This is a genomic window from Chloracidobacterium sp. (assembly GCA_015075585.1).
GTDB lineage: Bacteria > Acidobacteriota > Blastocatellia > Pyrinomonadales > Pyrinomonadaceae > OLB17.
Genome location: JABTUB010000002.1, coordinates 176,410 through 194,431, shown reverse-complemented (window position 1 = coordinate 194,431; position 18,022 = coordinate 176,410). Strand labels below are relative to the sequence as shown.

At 55.6% G+C, this 18,022-nt stretch carries 11 protein-coding genes; 6 read left to right on the top strand and 5 right to left on the bottom strand.

What is annotated here, in order from left to right:
- Nucleotides 1-273 precede the first annotated feature (273 nt).
- The gene (locus HS105_09885) at nucleotides 274-750 is read left to right on the top strand and encodes a hypothetical protein (protein ID MBE7516902.1); all 477 of its coding nucleotides are present in this window, start codon (nucleotides 274-276) and stop codon (nucleotides 748-750) included.
- Here HS105_09885 and mfd read toward each other — a convergent pair.
- Nucleotides 744-4,229, bottom strand: coding sequence for a transcription-repair coupling factor (gene mfd, locus HS105_09880; GenBank protein MBE7516901.1), 3,486 nt, complete (start codon nucleotides 4,227-4,229; stop codon nucleotides 744-746). The genes HS105_09885 and mfd overlap by 7 nt on opposite strands.
- Nucleotides 4,230-4,354: 125 nt before the next feature.
- Here mfd and HS105_09875 point away from each other — a divergent pair, with 125 nt between their 5' ends.
- Entirely contained in the window at nucleotides 4,355-5,962 is a 1,608-nt protein-coding gene (locus HS105_09875) for a lysine--tRNA ligase (protein ID MBE7516900.1), read from the top strand.
- A gap of 244 nt (nucleotides 5,963-6,206) precedes the next feature.
- On the opposite strand, the gene HS105_09870 is transcribed toward HS105_09875, so the two are convergent.
- Nucleotides 6,207-7,307: an ABC transporter permease gene (locus HS105_09870; GenBank protein ID MBE7516899.1), complete on the bottom strand. Its 1,101-nt coding sequence runs from the start codon at nucleotides 7,305-7,307 to the stop codon at nucleotides 6,207-6,209.
- 180 nt (nucleotides 7,308-7,487) lie between these two features.
- Between HS105_09870 and HS105_09865 the strand changes: the two genes are divergently transcribed.
- Nucleotides 7,488-8,828, top strand: coding sequence for a glycosyltransferase (locus tag HS105_09865; protein MBE7516898.1), 1,341 nt, complete (start codon nucleotides 7,488-7,490; stop codon nucleotides 8,826-8,828).
- 20 nt (nucleotides 8,829-8,848) lie between these two features.
- On the opposite strand, the gene HS105_09860 is transcribed toward HS105_09865, so the two are convergent.
- From HS105_09860 to HS105_09850, 3 genes are all read right to left on the bottom strand, one after another.
- Nucleotides 8,849-9,481, bottom strand: a complete 633-nt coding sequence (locus HS105_09860) for a hypothetical protein (protein ID MBE7516897.1) — start codon at nucleotides 9,479-9,481, stop codon at nucleotides 8,849-8,851.
- Entirely contained in the window at nucleotides 9,478-10,650 is a 1,173-nt protein-coding gene (locus HS105_09855) for a glycosyltransferase (GenBank protein ID MBE7516896.1), read from the bottom strand. The genes HS105_09860 and HS105_09855 overlap by 4 nt, the downstream gene beginning before the upstream one ends.
- Before the next feature lie 68 nt (nucleotides 10,651-10,718).
- A complete protein-coding gene (locus HS105_09850) occupies nucleotides 10,719-11,945 on the bottom strand; it encodes a hypothetical protein (GenBank protein MBE7516895.1) in 1,227 nt (408 codons plus the stop codon).
- Between the two features lie 180 nt (nucleotides 11,946-12,125).
- On the opposite strand from HS105_09850, the gene HS105_09845 reads away from it, so the two are divergent.
- The 3 genes from HS105_09845 to HS105_09835 all read left to right on the top strand — a co-directional run bounded on the left by HS105_09845 (nucleotide 12,126) and on the right by HS105_09835 (nucleotide 17,857).
- Entirely contained in the window at nucleotides 12,126-14,003 is a 1,878-nt protein-coding gene (locus HS105_09845) for a hypothetical protein (GenBank protein MBE7516894.1), read from the top strand.
- 119 nt (nucleotides 14,004-14,122) lie between these two features.
- A complete protein-coding gene (locus tag HS105_09840) occupies nucleotides 14,123-16,621 on the top strand; it encodes a carbohydrate binding family 9 domain-containing protein (protein ID MBE7516893.1) in 2,499 nt (832 codons plus the stop codon).
- Between the two features lie 204 nt (nucleotides 16,622-16,825).
- Entirely contained in the window at nucleotides 16,826-17,857 is a 1,032-nt protein-coding gene (locus HS105_09835; protein MBE7516892.1) for a hypothetical protein, read from the top strand.
- Nucleotides 17,858-18,022: the final 165 nt, after the last annotated feature.

Genomic DNA, 18,022 nt, shown 5'->3' with positions numbered 1-18,022 from the left:
AAATATAGTTTGTCCTGTGCGTTTTGCGGCCCTGCTCAGCTTTGAAAAACACAGCCGATTTATCATTTTTATAAGAGTGGGGGAATGTTACGTTCCCCTTTGCGCTCTGCTATGCGACGAGATCGCTCAAATTGCGGCCGGCTGAACGCCGACGGCCACGCTCAGTGTACGCTGTGCGGAACTCACTGTGAAGTGTCGCGCACCGCAGTGTATCGCCGCATTACAGTCTGCATCGCAGCGTGTATCGCTGTTCTGTGCGGTTTCTATTTTTCTTTGATCATTTCATCAAAACCGCTTACCGCGTCGCAGCACGAAGGAGTACAGCGGGCGATCGCGGTCCTTCGTGAACGCGGTTTTGCCGACGAAGTGTTCATGCTCGAACATTTTGCAGCCTTTCGCTCTACCGATAATTGGCTGAATGCTTCAGTAGCAAAAGAGAACGCATACGCCGCGACGAACTTCCCGTTTGAACTCATTACCTTGTATCCCGACTTCTTTACATACCCTGCCGACGATACCGAACGGGCCGCAATACTTCTCCACGAAGCACGCCACTTGGCTCACGATGACGAGCGCGAGGCCTATACGTTCGTATGGCGGAACCGTGAGAAACTCGGTTGGACAAAGGAAAAATATTCACGCTCGCCGGTTTGGCTGAACGTCAGAAAGCAGACAAAGGACACCGTTCCGGAGCTGTTTACCTGCCGGGAGTTCAATTTCGGCGACTGTGCCGAAGCCGAGCTTCAATAACCGCTTGATCGCCCCGAAACGCTGAGAAGGGCGTCAATGGCGATCGTGATCGCACTACCGCCGGCCTCGATCGGTACCCGCAGGATGCCGTTCGGGCTGAAAAGAGCACCTTGCGTGCCGTCTAAGAACCGCATCAGCTCATCCGGCTTTACGCGCGAGGCCTCACCGAGTTTCATTGCAATCTGGCTGCCGCTGCGGTCGATCGAGACGATGCCGAGCGTCTCGCCGAGTTTTCGAAGTCGTGCGTATTCGAAAAGATCCTCGACGGAGCGCGGCAGACGCCCGTAGCGGTCCTCGACCTCAAGATGGATCTGCCGGAGTGCCTCGTCACCATCGGCGGAGGCAATTCGCTTATACATACGCAGCCTTTGGCTCGCGTCGTTCACATATTCGGCAGGGATCGAAACATCGACGCCGACGTTGATCGATACGCCGATCTCGTCAGCAATGTCTTCGCCGCGGATTTCGGCGATGGTGCGTTCGAGCATCTTTGTATAAAGGTCAAAGCCGAGAGCATCGAGGTGGCCGGATTGCTGGCCGCCGAGGATGTTGCCCGCGCCGCGCAGTTCGAGGTCCAGGGCGGCAAGGCGGAAACCCGCGCCGAGGTCAGAGAATTCCCGGATCGCCGACAAACGCCGCCGAGCTATCGGCGTGAGTTCCAATTCGCTCGGTATCAATAGGTATGCATACGCCCGTCGGTTGGATCGCCCGACGCGGCCGCGCAGCTGATAAAGCTGTGACAAGCCGTAGTTATCGGCGCGATTTATGATGATGGTATTGGCGCGCGGAATGTCGATGCCGTTCTCGATTATCGTCGTCGCGACCAGCACGTCATATTTATAGTCGATGAAATCGAGCATCACCCGCTCCATTTCCTTTTCGTTCATTTGTCCGTGGCCGATAGCGATGCGAGCGGCAGGCACGATCTTCTTGATAAGGACGGCAAGCGGTTCGATGGATTCAACGCGGTTGTGGATGAAGAAGATCTGGCCGCTGCGTGACAGTTCCAGTTCTATGGCTGAGCGTATCACGCTCTCGGAGAACTGGACGACCTGCGTGTTGATCGCAAGGCGGTCACGCGGCGGTGTTTCGATCACCGACATATCGCGCATACCGAGCAGCGACATATTCAGCGTCCTCGGTATCGGTGTTGCAGAGAGTGTCAGCACGTCAACTTTTTTTTTCCACTGCTTAAGTTTCTCTTTATGAGCGACGCCGAAACGCTGTTCCTCGTCAACGATGACAAGGCCGAGGTTCGCCAGCTTAACATCATTGGAGAGAAGCCTGTGCGTGCCGATAAGAACATCGACCTCGCCTTTGCCGGCCGCATCTGCAACGGCCTTTTGCTCTTTTGTACTGCGGAAACGCGACAGCAGTTCGACCTTTGCCGGAAAGGCCGCAAAGCGCTTCTTGAAGGTCTCGAAATGCTGGTAAGCCAGCACGGTCGTCGGCGCAAGCACGGCGGCTTGCTTGCCGTTCATCACGGCCTTGAACGCGGCACGCATCGCGACCTCGGTCTTGCCGTAGCCGACATCGCCGATGATGAGCCGATCCATGGGCGTGGCTGCTTCCATATCGCTCTTAACGTCGGCGATGGCAGTGTCCTGATCGGGCGTTAGTTCATAGGGAAAGGCGTCTTCGAATTCGTGCTGCCACGGACTGTCGGGCAGGAATGCGAAGCCCTTGACGAGTTTGCGTTCGGCGTAGAGCTTAAGAAGTTCATCCGCCATGTCACGCATCGCACGTTTCGCCTTTGCTTTTGTCTTTTGCCAGCCAAGCCCGCCGAGCCGATCGAGCGACGGCTGCGTCGCCTCGCCCGATGAGTACCGCGAGACGAGATCCATGCGTTCGACGGGGACAAATAGCTTTGCGTCATCGGCATAGACGAGCAGCATGAACTCGCGGCCCGCGCCCTGCCGGTCTATCGTTTTGAGTCCGTCGAACCTGCCGATGCCGTGATCGACATGAACGACATAGTCGCCCGGTTTCAGGTCGCGAAAATCGGAAATGAAAGCACCGAGGCGCGAGCGTTGGCGTTTTGCCGCGGGGCCGGAGCGGCGTTCGTCGGCACGATCTTCGCCGAAGATGTCGCTTTCTGAATAGATCGCGAGGCGTTCATCGGGCATTTCAAAGCCCGCCGACAATGAACCGACCTCGACCGTGCCTGCGGCGACTGGGACATTATATTCGCGGAGCATTTCGGCAAGCCGCTCGGCCATTCCCGTGGTCGAGACGACGATCCGGGCCTCTCGATCGAATTCCGCAGCGAACGCGGCGACATCGCCGTGAAACTTGCGGGTCGAGCGCGAACGCAGCTCGATCTCCGCGGTTTCCTGCGTGGCGGGAAAGAGGAAGAGCGGTGCGGATGCCGTCTTTGCCGGGCCGGTGTCGATAGCGGCATCAATGGCGAAGCCCTGATCCGTATCAGCGGCGGTTCGCCCCAAGGCGCGAAGTTCTACCGCCCTGCGTACGTTGAGTTCGGTCCGCAGTTCGTCGATGGTGAGCAGCAATTCGGCGGGTTCGAGCACGATATCGCCGGCCTCGTCCGAGGCGTGATATTCATTTTGCAGGTCGTCGTAAAGGTTTGACAGTGTATTTTCGATAGCTGACGGCTCGTCAAGGATCAGCAGCATATCGCCGAGATGTGCGAATGTGCTGCCGCGAAGCGGCGATGACAGGGGCAGGACGAATTCCCATCCGGAAAAGGCCTCACCTTCGGCGGCGAGGTCCGTACGATCCTTGAGATAGCGGCGGAAGCGCTCGTCGCGAAAGCGTTCCTTAGCAAAAAAGGCCCAGTCCTTAAGGTCTTGCGGTGCGGCGGCGAGTTCGCGCATCGGGGCGATGCGGCAGGCCGTCAGGTGGGCAATGGTCAGTTGTGTTTCAGGGTTGAACGAACGTATGGAGTCAAGGTGGTCGCCAAAGAATTCCAGCCGCAGAGGTATGTCGGCATCGGGCGACCACACGTCGATAATTCCGCCTCTTACGCTGAACTGGCCGGGGCTTACGACGGGGTCTTCGCGAACGTAGCCGACCGCGATGAGATGTTTGACAAGCCGGTCGGGAGGCAGTTCCTGATCGCGCCCGGCTTCGATGCCGAGGCGTGCGGCTTCGTCGGGGCTTACGGTACGCTGTACGAGTGAGCGTGCTGACATAACGACCGCCGGAACCTCGTTTCCCTGAAGCTGCCAAAGTGCGACGGCGCGCTGCTCTTGTGTACGGGCGTGCGGCGAACTGCCGGAGTAAGGGTCGGCGTCAAATGAGGGAAGCGGCAGTGCGGGAACGCCCCAGAAGAGGAGGTCGGCTGCCCATTCGGCCAGTTCGGCGTTGCTTGGTGCAACAACGGCGAAGCGTTTGCGTGTTGCGGCGTGCAGGCGCGAGAGTACGAAGGCCTTTGACGCGGTCGAGGTAAGCCCGGCGAGGCTTACGATGCGTGTGCCGGAGTTCACACGGCTTATCAGATGATCGAGTTGAGTTCCCACAGGCACAGAAAGCCGCGTCGAACATCTGCGGCGGCAGGGTGTTCTTCGTCGGCAGGTCTAATTGTGCCACAAGCAGGATAAGTTTGCCGTACGGCGCCCGCATAACTATAATCGAAGCTTTTGAAATGAACATTCCTACTTTTGACGACATTATTGAGCACAATTCGCAGACCGAGGCGCGGCTCGCGTCGCTTGCCGCCATAACGGAGCTTGTCGGCAACGGCTATCCGAACAAATTCGCCCGCACGGCGCTGACGGGCGGTGAGGATACGATAACTGCGGTCAGGCGGTTCGCGCCTGTAGCTGACGCGGAGCGGTGGCTTACCGACATAAAAAAGGATCTTGCCGAGGGCGAACGCCCGCCTGCCGAGTTCAAAGACGCGTTGAATGAGGAGCTTCGCTCGCTCGGCACGCTGCGGATCGCAGGCCGCATGACGACGCCGACACGCGGCAATTTCGTTCACTTGACCGACGGCTTGTCAAAACTGCAGATCTACTGTGCGAAGAAGGGCGGCGTGTCGCTGATAAAGAATGACGGCTCGGACACGCTTGACGAGGACAAGGGCTGGGAGCTTTGGCAGTTATTGGATCACGGCGATGTGATCGGCGTAGAAGGCTATTTATTCGCGACGAACACCGGCGAGGTGTCTGTACATATCGAAAAGCTGCAGTTCCTTGCAAAGGCTCTGCTGCCGATGCCTGACAAGATGCACGGGCTTGCCGACGCGGAGCTGCGGCGGCGTTACAGGTACGCAGACCTCATCGGATCGTCGCTGCAGGTCGAGCACGAGAGTCTGACGACCCGCGAGGTGTTCGAGCGGCGAGCAAAGCTGATAACGCGGATGCGTGCCTTCCTGGATGAGCACGGCTACGTCGAGGTCGAGACGCCCATGCTAAGCCCGAAACCCACCGGCGCGGCGGCAAAGCCCTTTGAGACGCATCACAACGCCCTCGACATTCCGCTGTTCGCCCGCATCGCACCGGAACTTTACTTAAAGCGGCTGGTCGTCGGCGGTTTTGAGAAGGTTTACGAGCTTAACCGCAACTTCCGCAACGAAGGCTTGTCGCAAAAGCACAATCCCGAGTTCACGATGCTCGAGTTCTATTGTGCGTATATGAACGTTGACGGGATGATGGACTTTTGCGAGGCGCTGATAAGGGACGCGGTTATGCAGGCGAACGGCGGCAACCTGATCGTCAGCTACGGCGGTACGCCGATAGATTTCGGCGGCTTCCGGCGGATTCGGATGGCCGACGCCGTGTCTGCGGTGACAGGGCGTGATGCCTCGGCGCTGAGCGACAGCGATCTGATGGGCGCTTTCGATACTGAAGTGGAACACAAGCTTATCGAGCCGACCTTTATCATTGATTATCCGAAGTCCGTGTCGCCGCTCTCGAAGGCGTCGCCTCTGCGGCCGAACATCGCAGAACGCTTCGAACTCTTCATAAACGGTATGGAGGTCGCCAACGGCTTTAGCGAACTCAACGACCCGCAGGAGCAGTACGCCAGATTTGTCGATCAAATGGCCGAACGTGAACGCGGGGATGACGAAGCTATGGTCATGGACGATGACTATGTTCGGGCACTCGCCTACGGTATGCCGCCTGCCGCCGGAATAGGCATCGGCATCGACCGGCTTGTTATGCTTCTCACCGATAAACACTCGATACGCGACGTTATTCTTTTCCCGCATATGCGGCCGAAGAATTCGCCTGCCGAAGATGCCGAATGACCCGTATCAGAACCGCGGCGACAAAGGCGCGTCCTTTTTGGGGCCGGTTCAGATCTGCGATGAGCCGGCGATGACGTTCTAAGGTCCCTTGGTTATTTTGTTCATTTTGACTAAAGCCGGACCGGGCCAAGCCCGTTAAAACGAGCGTTCTGCATCGTTCCGCACAAGATGCACGCCATGAGTGGCGCGGCTATTTGCCCTTCGGGAAAGAACCGCGATCTATATTGACGGAGTGCGGCGGGGCTTATTCGTTCGCCATTACCTCGACAGGGTCTATCGAAGAGGCACGCCAGGCGGGATACAAGGCTCCGATAAGGCTCCCGCCGACCGCAATGAAGATCGCCCACAGGATCCATTTGAACTCGAACTTGAACGCAAGATCAAAGCCTCTGCCGATGACCTCCGATGCGGCCCAGGCAGTTATGAACCCTACGATTATGCCCATCAGCCCGATGGCAAAGGCCTCGCCCTCGATGGTGCGGATGATGAATGAGTGGGATGCACCCAGCGACTTCAGGATGCCGATCTCTTTTCGCCGCTCGGTGATCGTCGTGTACATAGACAGAAGTACGAAGACCGTCGAAACAAATGCACCGAGAGCGACAAGGACGTTGAGGAATGTGTTCAGGCCCGGTATGCGCTGCTGAGCGTCTATGATGAGATCGTTTGTAAGATTGACCTTGTTGCCCGGAAGCGCGGCGTTTATCGCGGCTGCTACCGCGGCAGGATCGGCCCCGTCCTTGACCTTTACAAGGATATAGGTGCATTTGCCCGGAGATTCGAGGGCGTCCTGCAGTGCTGTGAGCGACATCTTGATACGAGCACCGGACGGCGGAGCAAATATGCCGACCACTTTATAATGCTTCGCGCCAAAGATGTCGATCGTGCCGCCTAAGCGCACATTGTCCTCGCGTATCTGGCGTTCGTCGAGCACCACTTCGTCGTCCGCAACCGGTGCGCGGCCCTCTGTCAGGTACAAGCCGTTCATCGCCGCGAACTGATCCCAAGGTACGCCGTCTATCTGCTGAAGTCCCCAGCGTCCCTTCGCGTTCGATGCGATGTAGCGGCCGACCGGAACGACACTCGCCACTCCCGCGACGGCCTGCAGCTTGTCCGCGTAGGCTGTGCTGACATTCATATTGGAGCTCGTCGTCTCCATTCCGCCCGACTTAGCGAACACGATCTCTGCCTTCCAGTTCGAGGCACGCCGCGACATATCATCGGTCATCCCTCGGGCAAGCCCGGTGAAAAGAACCACAAGTATCACGCCTATCGCCACACCTACTACGCTTATCGCCGTGCGTATCGGGCGTACTTTCAAATTTGCGAGGACAAGCTCAAGCATCTATCTATGAAATATAATTCAAGCGGCGGGCCTCGGCAATGCGCGTCCGTATTTCGCAAACTGTACGGTGCCGGGACGCGCGCCGGTTTGCATAAGGCACGGCGGCGGTTTAGATTGAAACTTTGTGCCGCCGACGTAACAGATATCTGCCGCGGCCCGCAAGAGAAGCACGCTGACAAGATGCAGATGTCCGAAGACACGCCGAACAAGTTGACCCGCTCGGTCCATATAACTAACTACTATCACAGCCTCTCCGGCGGCGTTAAAACGAACTACGACCGTCTGCTCAAAGCCGCCAATGAACGCCAAAGATACGTCAGCTTGATAGTTCCGGACGAAGCAGCGTCGGTCGAGAACGTCGGCGACCATGCCAAGATCTACCGCATCGCGGCGCCGCCCTCGCGCTTCATAGATAAGCGATACAGGACCATACTGCCGACCCATTACCTCCAAACCGGAACTCCCGTCCGCACGGTCCTGCTCGCCGAGATGCCGCAGATGATCGAGGTGTACGACAACGCATCGGTCGTGCCTTTTGCCGCAGTCGTGCGGAAAGGGTTCTTTAGCCGTCTGGGCCGCCCGATGCTCGTTTACTTCACCGGCGAACGCTTCGACACCATCTTTAAGACCTTTGTGATCGGCGGCAGGATCGGCGCGGCCGTTTCAAGGAACCTGATGGGCAACTTCATCCTGCAGATGTTCGATTACTTTATCGCGAACTCCGAGTTCGTTGCCGAGGAGATCTACACTGCGACCGAAAAGTATGCCCGCGCGAACTACCGCATCCACAACAGCCTCGGGAAGTTCTTCAAAACATTGCCCGAGACCGTGCGCGAACGCGTGCGGATCTGCCCGAGAGGCGTCGATACCGAACTGTTCTCTCCGGCTAACCGCTCTGAAGCCTTCCGCAGCGAGATCATCGCTAAATCAGGCCTCCCAAAGGACGCGAAGATAATGCTCTCATCCACAAGGCTCTCGACCGAAAAGAATGTGGAACTGTTGCCCCATATCATGCACCACGCCGCACGCTCGGCGGATTACAAATTCTTCCTGTTGATAGCCGGCGACGGCCCGAGAAAGGACGACCTTAAGGCGGCGGCCGAGAACCTTTGTCCGGGAAGGGTCGTCTTTGTCGGGCATATCGACAAGCCGACGCTGGCAAGATATTACGCAAATGCTGACGTCTTTATCCATCCCAATCCGCGGGAGCCGTTCGGTAATGTGGGCCTCGAAGCCATGGCATCGGGTACCGCTATTCTCGCGCCGAACTCCGGCGGCATCCTTACATACGCCGACAAAGATAATGCGTGGCTCGTCGAACCTACGGCAGAGAGCTTCGCTGCCGCTCTTTCCGAGATCGCAGACAGCGCGAGCGAGCGGCTTCGCAGGATAGATAACGGCCTTGCCGCCGCGGCCCAAAACAGCCAAGCGAACAGTATGTCAAGACTCTTTGCAACCTATGACGAACTCTATGCGGACTTTCGTGCACGCGGGCTGACAAATCCCAGACAGAAAGGCTGATGTTAGGGATGTTCGGCCTGTCAGCGAGGCTTTCTGGCGCGCCGGACTGTCCATACAAGCGGGAAGGAAAGGAATTCGAAGACTATCCACGGCATACGCCTGAGATCGCGCCAAAGCGACTGCTGGCTCTCGTCCTTTACAAGCAGCGCGCCGCGACGCATTGCGAACAGATTGAAGATCGCCGATATGGCCGAAACCGCTATCGAGATCGTGATCGCACGGCCCTTGCCGTTCACGCCCGTCCGGCTGTCATACGCCGACTGTACGATGAATTCGACCAAATGACTGAAGGCCGCCAGAATAAGCGGTACGGTCAAGACAGCATGCCATGCGGGCTCCACCTTGCTGAATGACTGTATTATCGCGCCATTCGTGCCGCCGAAAATGATGCGGAAGACCGACTGCGCCAATGCCGCGCCCGCGGCCAGCTTTAAGCCGTCCTTTTTGAAAACGTATGTGAAGAAAAAGATCGGTGAACGGAGCAGGGCCGAGAGCACGGCGGATTTCCAGTTCCATCGGAGCACAAAGGTGTCGATCGGATGGCTTATTATATGCCGCGCGACCGCATACACACTTGTATGCGGCGGCGGCGGGGCCTCAAATCCCTCAAGATCATCCTCTTTGGCAGTGATCGTCGTTTCGTTCAAGCTCATTTATGACGTGCTATTGCCATGCGGTAGGCGTCGTAAACTCCGTCAAAGATCGCGTCCCACGAGTTGGATCGCCCGGCGAGGCGCGCGTTCGACTTCATTTCAGCCAGCAGCTGCCTATCATTGTAAAGTTGAAGTGCGAATTTTGCATAATCGGCACGTTCCTTTGCAATAAAGCCGTTCTCGCCCTCGTCTATGATGAATTTCGGCCCGCCTTTGTCCGAAACTATCGCCGGAACGCCCGATGCGTTCGCCTCTTGAGCGACGTTCCCAAAGGCGTCGGTCTCGGACGGGAACATAAAGACATCCATGTTCGCGTATGCTTCGGCCAGCGGTTCGCCCGAGAGAAAGCCGGTGAAGCGCGCCTTTGTAAGATTCTTCTCAAGGAACTCGCGTTCGGTGCCTTCGCCCACGATCAGCATCTCGAAGTCGTCGATCCCTGCGTCAAGGAACGCCTTCTCGACGTCAATAAGCACGCGGACATTCTTTTCCGCCCGCAGCCTGCCGACCGATCCGATCCGAAAGACGTTATGGCTCACGGTACGCTTCTCCGGTGAAAAGAAAACAGGGTCGATGCCTCGCGCCATCAGTTTCGATGGCCGCCCTGTCCGTCGGCCGAGTTCCTCGACAAGTTCGGGGTTCGGCGAAAGGATCACTTGCGGCTGTTTGTAATAGAGCATCGTACCCGCCTTGATCTTACGCTCGGCGAACGCGCTTAGGCGGTTTACAAAACCTTTCGGCAGGAATCGAAGCATGCGCTCGATGCGGCGTGCGGCGAATTCGTGCACATTAGTGTGCCACGAGCCGAGCAGCGGCAAATGCATTCGCCACGCAAGCACCGAACCGATGATGCTGACATCATTGATGCCCGTTATGTGGATCACGTCCGGCTTGAATTCCTCAAGCATTTTCCGTACCTTACCCTGATGACGTTCGAATAGCGGATCGTATGCAAGTTCCTCATCAAGTGCGATATTGACGAGCGAACGCTTTAGCGAAAAATGCGTAACGCTGCCGTCCGTAACCGTCCTATTCTCAGAACCGGCGTGGACAACAAGGAAAGGGAAGCCCTCCTTCGCGGCATATTCCACAAGACGGCGACAGGTCATGGCCGCGCCGTTCACTTCGAGATATGAATCGGGGAAGAATGCGACCCGCGGAGTATCACTCACAAGAGTATTCATTAACAGTTAATGGCAGCCGAGGCTGCCATTATAAGAAATATAAAGCAGAGCAAAGCTCAAACGGCCTCGCCCGAAAGTTCGCCGAAAAATTCCTCGGGATCCGGAATCTCAAAATCGGCGATCGAAAGATCCTTCGGCACGCGGTCGCGGCTCTTACGAACGGCGCGAAAGACCGGACGCACCTTCGGGCTGCCGAGAAAGCCGAGCGTCCAGATAGCCCATCGGAGCCAGGTCGGGCCGCCGCGTTTCCAGCCGTGCTCCGAAAGCGGCACAAGGCCCTTGCCGTCATTGATATCAAAGAAAACACGGTCAAACCAACGTCGCCGGTGCTCCGGAGCCTCGGGATACAGCGAAAGTATCTCTGAAAAAGACTGCAGCTGACGCGAGTGCAGCGGCTGCTCATATTCAGGCATCAGGGCCACAGTGCTCGCCCGCTCTACGCGTATCTCATGGACAAATTCATCAAACGTTTCCGCTTGGGTCAGATTAATGACCGTGTTCGGCTTGCATCCGTGCCTGTCGCCGCCCGTGGCGATCGGAACGCTGAGGGCTTCGGCCATTTCGATAACTGCCTTATTCTCCGACCAACTTCTGAAACCATTTATCTCAAACGCGTGTATCCACCGGCCGTGGCGCCGAAGGAAATCCTTCAGCAAGGCATTATGCCGCTCCTTGCCCGCCATTTCGATATCCCAGATCGGATGGTTAAGTATGATGAGAACCTGTGGCAGTTCAAAGAGCATCGCAAACAACTCACTGAGATTCTCGTCGCAATGGCGTTCTTTTTCGAATGTATAACCGATGAGCGTTCGGGATATTTCGACCGCCCTGTCCTTTGGCAGATTGTGAACTCCGACGTGGAAAAAACCGAAGTCGAAGGGAACCGTCCACTCGAGCGAGATCGGCACGGACTTTGACGGGTCGGCCTCGTCGAGGGTCAAGTTGGCGTTTATGCAGTCGTGGTCGGTAAGTGACACTAATGAATATAGGTTCGCGGCCTCGATCTGCGACTTCTCGATATCATAGACGGCTTGACCGGTAAGCGGCGGCGACCAATATGCGGTATCAAAGGCCGGCCCGGTGCCCTCGCGTTCTTCGTACTTCTTTTTCTCCTTATGCCAGAAATAAGAGATTATCGGAAGTTTGTCAGCATAATGCGGCACAAAGGCAAGCATCTCCTTAGAATGCTCTGTATGGCAGTGCAGCGACACGCCGGTCTTTGCACGGTCGGAAAGATCTCTTGGGCCATTCAGGATATGTAAGGTTGTTCGCTGCAAATTCATCGATAAATGCCGACGGCCGTGCCATCTGAACATTCCAAACTACCAAATCGTACGTTCAAAGTAAATTCTCCCGTCTTTGGACAGCAGGCGAAAAAAATGTCGGACCTTATGTCACAACAGACGCTGTTGCGGTGTATTCGATTCAGAAGATCAACTTTGATCGGCTTTTGAGAGGTAATTATGACTTGGATTTATACATTGATAGTTTCGGGCCTGCTTTTCGGCGGCAACCCGATGTTTCCGCTGACACAAAAGCACGATTCTTCGGACGTTACGACAAGCGGATCTTCTGCAGCGTTCGAGGAAACAGAGAAAATTGAAAGAACCTTGCCGTTGAAGGCCGGCGGACGAGTTTCGGTCGCGAATGTCAACGGCCCTATAAGCATCACGGCCTGGGACCGCAGCGAAGTACAGATCGTCGCGACAAAGGTTGCTGACTCGAAAGAGAAACTTGCGGAGGTTGACGTCCGTATTGATGCTAAGCCTGATGCGATCCGTGTCGAGAGCGACTACGAAAGGTGGCAGAGTTCCAACGGCGGGCGTTCGCGGAATATTGGCGGCGTCGAGGTCCGATACGAATTGATCGTGCCGCGCGACGCAGTGCTTAACGAGATCGGAACTGTGAACGGAGCCATTACTTTGTCGGGCCTTGCAAATAGTACGGTAGCTTCCGTCGTGAACGGAAAGATCAATGCTACCGCTATGGGCGGCACAGCAAAGCTTTCCACGGTCAACGGTGAACTCGTCGCCGATATCGCGAAGCTTGATGCGAAGAGCCGCTTTTCGTTGAGTACGGTGAACGGCAGTGTCAGCGTAACGATCCCGCCAGACGCGAGCTCGATAATAAAGGCGAGTTCGCTCAACGGCAGCATATCGAACGACCTAGGCTTGACTGTCCGCAAGGGCGAGTATATCGGCCGGGATATGAACGGCAAACTCGGCACGGGCGACGCTCTGATAAGGCTTGACAGTGTCAACGGTGCTCTTTCGATAAAACGCAGGACGGACGGCAAGCCGCTTCCGCCGGCTGTCGATCTTCTTACGATGAACGGCACGCCGAAAGGTGATGCGGATCTTGACGGCCCATATCTTGCGGAATTTATGAAGAATCAGGCTCAGATCGAAGCGAATGCGGCAAAGATCGCAGAAAAGGCAGCGGCAGAGGCCCAAGCGGGGCTTGCCCAGTTAAAGAAGATAGCTGTTCAAATGGACGAGGATTGTCCTGACACAAAACAATTGAAGCTGAAGGAAAAGAGCTTCCCGACCCGGCCGCCGAACCCGCCTTGGCCAATGACGGGGCCTGACGATCGCCCGGTAAAGATCGAGCGTAAGGAGAACATTTTCGATGTTACGGGCGTTCCGTCCGTTGAGGTCGGAGCCGCCGCAGCGTCGATCAGGGTCATCGGATGGGACAAACCTCAAGTGAGCTATCGGGCGTTGCAGATAACCGACCAGCAGAACTCCGAGCCGCTGCACATCGAAGAGAAACGCACCGATGCCTCTGTAAAGATCACAATTTCAGGCACGGATGACTTGCGGCGTGAGGCTCCGTCATGGCTTTGGGGTCAGAGCGCAGGAGCCAGTATCGTTGTCTATGTTCCGAAGAAAACAAATTTGAAAGTTTCATCCGAATCGGCGATCCGTGTCGAAGGTGTCGCCGGCACGCTTGAAGTTGAAGGTTTCGACGAGACCGTTGACCTTCGCGATATCGGAGGAGATATGACCATATCTTCGCGCAACGGTAATATAAGACTGCTCCGTGCGAACGGACAGGTCAACACGCGATCGGCGACCGGCATGATCGGCCTTGAGGGTTTGTTCACCAAGGTCGATGCCCGCTCCGACCGAGGCGATATCGTTATAACGCTTCCGCCGTCGGCAAACGCAGATATCCAAGCCCGCGGAAATGATGTCAATTTCGATGGCTTTGACAATATGAAACACCTCGAGAACGAGAGATCGAAATACACCCTCGGCAGCGGCGGAAACGCCTACACGCTTCGGACTGACGGAAGCATTACGTTCAGGACATTCGACTCGATTTCTGCCCGAAGGTGAAACATATCCATATTTGAACATACGCGCCGGGACGGATCGGCGGCTTTTTGATCACCGCAGCCGCTGCACTCATTCATTGATCCATTCATTTCTGCAACCTGTTGTAAAGTTATTCATCTATGACCAGACCTGCAATATTTCTCTTTCTGATATTGATAGTAAGCATCGGGCATGCACAATCGCCCCGATCGGGCGACAGCAGCGGCCCTTCTGCTGATGGCAATACACGCAAGCGGATAGGTCGGATCGAACTTCCGCCTGAGAAGCAGCGGCCAATCATGATCCCAAAGGTATCGGCGGCTCTCACGATCGACGGCTTATTGAACGAGGAAGCATGGAAGGATGCGGCGGTCTTTAAGGACTTCATCCAAGTTGCGCCCGGAGACAATACGCCGCCCTCAAAGCCTACCGAAGCGTATATGATGTACGACGAACATTTTCTGTATCTCGGCTTCAAATGTTGGGATGATAAGGACAAGATCCGAGCCACCGTTGCTCAGCGCGATGATATATTCGGCGAGGACAACGTCCGCGTCTGGCTCGACACCTATGACGATCAGCGGCGTGCTTATTTATTGGGATTCAACCCGTATGGCATTCAGCTGGACGGCATTTTTACCGAAGGAGGCATGGGGCCCGATTTTTCCGTCGATATTGTAATGGAATCAAAAGGCGTGATCCAGGATTGGGGATGGTCGGTCGAGGTAAAGATACCTTTCAAATCGCTTCGCTATTCTGCGGGCAAAGGGAAGTTTTGGGGCTTCAATGTCGCACGGAACATCGACCGTAATAATGACGAACTCGATGCGTGGCTGCCGGATGACCGCAATATGGCGGGCAAGCTGGTGAAGCACGGCAGGATAGGCGGCCTCGACGGCATCAAATACGAACGGACGCTTGAGATCGTGCCGAGCGTTACGGTTAGTGAAACGGGCGAATTGAAGCGTGATCCTATAATTGTCGGCGGAAGATTTGTCAATGGGCCGGTCAAGGCAGAGGTCGGCGTCAATTTGAAATTCACGCTCTCGCCCAACGTTACACTTGATGCAACGGTCAATCCGGATTTTGCCGAGATCGAAGCCGATGCACCTGTGATCACGGCAAATCAACGCTTTCCGATCTTTTTTGAAGAGAAGCGGCCGTTCTTTCTTGAGGGAAAAGATATCTTCCAATCTCCGTTGCAAACATTCTATTCACGTTCGATCGTCGATCCGGATTACGCAGTGAAATTGAGCGGCAAGGCCGGCAAGACGTCATTCGGATTCCTGGCGGCGTCTGACAAGGCGCCGGGAAATTACTCCGAGGATGACCGCCGCCGAAACAGCCAATGCCGCCTCGCTCAGCAGAGCGACCCGACCATACAGTGTCCGTTGGATGAATTTATCGATAAGAACGCATTATTTTCCGTCGTTCGTGTAAAACGCGACTTTGGTGACAGTAATAATATCGGCTTCTTCGGGACGTCGCGCATATTTCCGAGAGATCGAAACTTCACTGCCGGTATTGACGGAACATACAAGCTGAATTCAAAGACCGTCATGGAGTTCCAAGCTGTCGGGACGCACTCGCGCAAGGACTTTTATTCACCGGAAACGGACAGGTTCTCATACCGTACCGGGAACGGCTTCGGATATTTGTGGGGTATCGACTATACGACCGACACGCATGGCTGGTTCGTGCAGGCCAAGGGCCGGACGCGCGATTATCGCGCCGATGCCGGTTTCACTAACCGGGTCGATACGAATGGCCTTTTCTTTATGAATCGGCTGAGTACAAAGTCGAATCCGAACGGCCGGCTCGTGCGTGTGAATACTACACAGCTCGTTAGATACGATTTCGATTGGAATGGCCGGCTTCAGAGCACCGGTGTGCAGGCAGGCCTGAATCTTCAGTTCAGCGGCAACTTTTCCGTCGATTTCGAGGCCGGCGACAGCCTTGAGAAACTTTATGAGGACGAGTTCGGGCCAAAACGCAATAGTTCAGGCACGATGGCAGGAGCGTTCTCGGGGCCGGCAGAGCGGTCATCGCATCAGCCGATGGCCAGCGTTAATTTTTCCAAGAACTTGAGTAAACGGATGAGCGTCGGCGGATTTCTGGGTCACGTCTGGGGCGCATTTGATTACGATTTCGGAGCGGGTCAACGATACCCGAGAGTTTCACCGACATATCTGAACTGGGTGAGCAGCGGAATGACAGGCCCTTATCCCGCTCTTGATCCGGGCCGCGGCGGGCAAACGGATATCGGCCTTGAGCTTTCGCTCAAACCGACGGACGCCTTCAGCGTTTCGCTTGAATATTCGAACAGCCAGTTGCGACGGTACGATACCGATAAGATCGCGTTCGACTCAAATATTTATACGCTAAGGTCCACGTACCAATTTACACGCTTTACGTTCATTCGTGCCCGCATCGATTACGATACGCTTAGGAATCGAACGGCGGGGCAGTTCCTGTTCGGATGGAGCCCGCATCCCGGAACGGCGTTCTACGCCGGCTATAATGACGATTTGAACTATCGCGGCTATAATCGATTTACGCAGAACTACACACCGGGATTTGAACGCAACTCGCGCACTTTCTTTATCAGGGCATCCTACCTCTTCCGCAAAAGCTTCTAGGGCCGGATGCCCGGCATCACCACACCTTGCAGGGCAAAGAGGGCGGCAGCCGGATCGGCTCAGTCGCCCTCTCTCTTTTTTCTAATATTAAGCAAAATTTTAAGAATTTTATGCAAAAACTTCTTGTAAATCATAAAGAATTTATGTATAAATATATGTCGGAATTGCATTTCACCAGATAACTGCTAGGAAAAAGGAGTCAAAATGAACTTAAGCAAGAAATTACTTGTTGCTGCGATCTCTATCTTTTTAAGCAATATAGCTCTCACGATCGTGTTTTCCGGATCGGCCTCGGCCCAGACGAGCGATCTTCACATTGCACTGCAGCGCGGCTATCGCACCGGCTACTCGGACGGCTATATGGCGGGCTATCGCGATATAATCGACAATCTCTCAAAAAGCATTGACCGCCACGAGGAATACAAAAAGGCCGACCGTGCTTTTAATAAGGATTACGGTACGCTTGAAGAGTATCGCGACGGCTACCAGCAAGGTTTCGAGGCCGGATACGACACGGGATTTGAAAAGCGTTCATTCGAGCAGGCACTGCCAACCGGCCTCAAGCGCCGGGCTGTGCCGACGGCGACAGTTCCCCTCAACAATGTAGCGGTCACTACGCAGCAGGCTTCTCCGGTTGATAACAGCACGGCAGCCGCCGCGACTGTTCAGCCTTCGTACATAACGAATGGCGATGCCGTCATCATCATCCCGCGCGATACCGAGATCATGCTCGAAATGCAGGACGATCTCTCGACGGAACGAAATCGTGAGGGCGATAAATTTGTAGCGAAGGTCGTTTCGCCGGTCGAGATCGCGGGAGCTGTGATCGAAGGACGGGTCGCAAAGGTAACGCGGCCGGGCCGCATCAAGAAGCGCTCAGAATTGGCACTTTCATTCGACCGTATAATGCTTAGCGAGAATCGTTGGTCGAATTTCAGTGCGATCTTGACGGAGGTCATGCCGGTGAAAGGTGACAACGTAAAGGTCGTTGATACCGAAGGTACTGCTATCGGAAAGAGTACTGTCAAAAAGGATTCAATTACGGTCGGCGGCGCTACTACGGCGGGCCTTGTTACTGGAGCGATCATAGGCGGTCCTGTCGGGGCGGCGGTCGGGGCGGGCGTTGGTGCTGCGTTCGGCGTCGGTGCCGTCGTGATCGAGCGCGGCAAGAACATAAACATCAATCGCAATCAGCAGGTAAGGATCAAGACCTCGTACGAGACACAGATCCGATGATCGGGGCAGCGAACTCCGATCACTGATCACGCATCACAATTGCGTGAAGACATTATCCGGGCCGCGGCGGCAGCTTTCTGTTTGGTTCTCCTTTGGGAAAGCGTTGCTGCGGTCGCGGATAATTTTTTTTCGCCGGCGGGAGGCCGCAGGCCTATGACCTCTGAA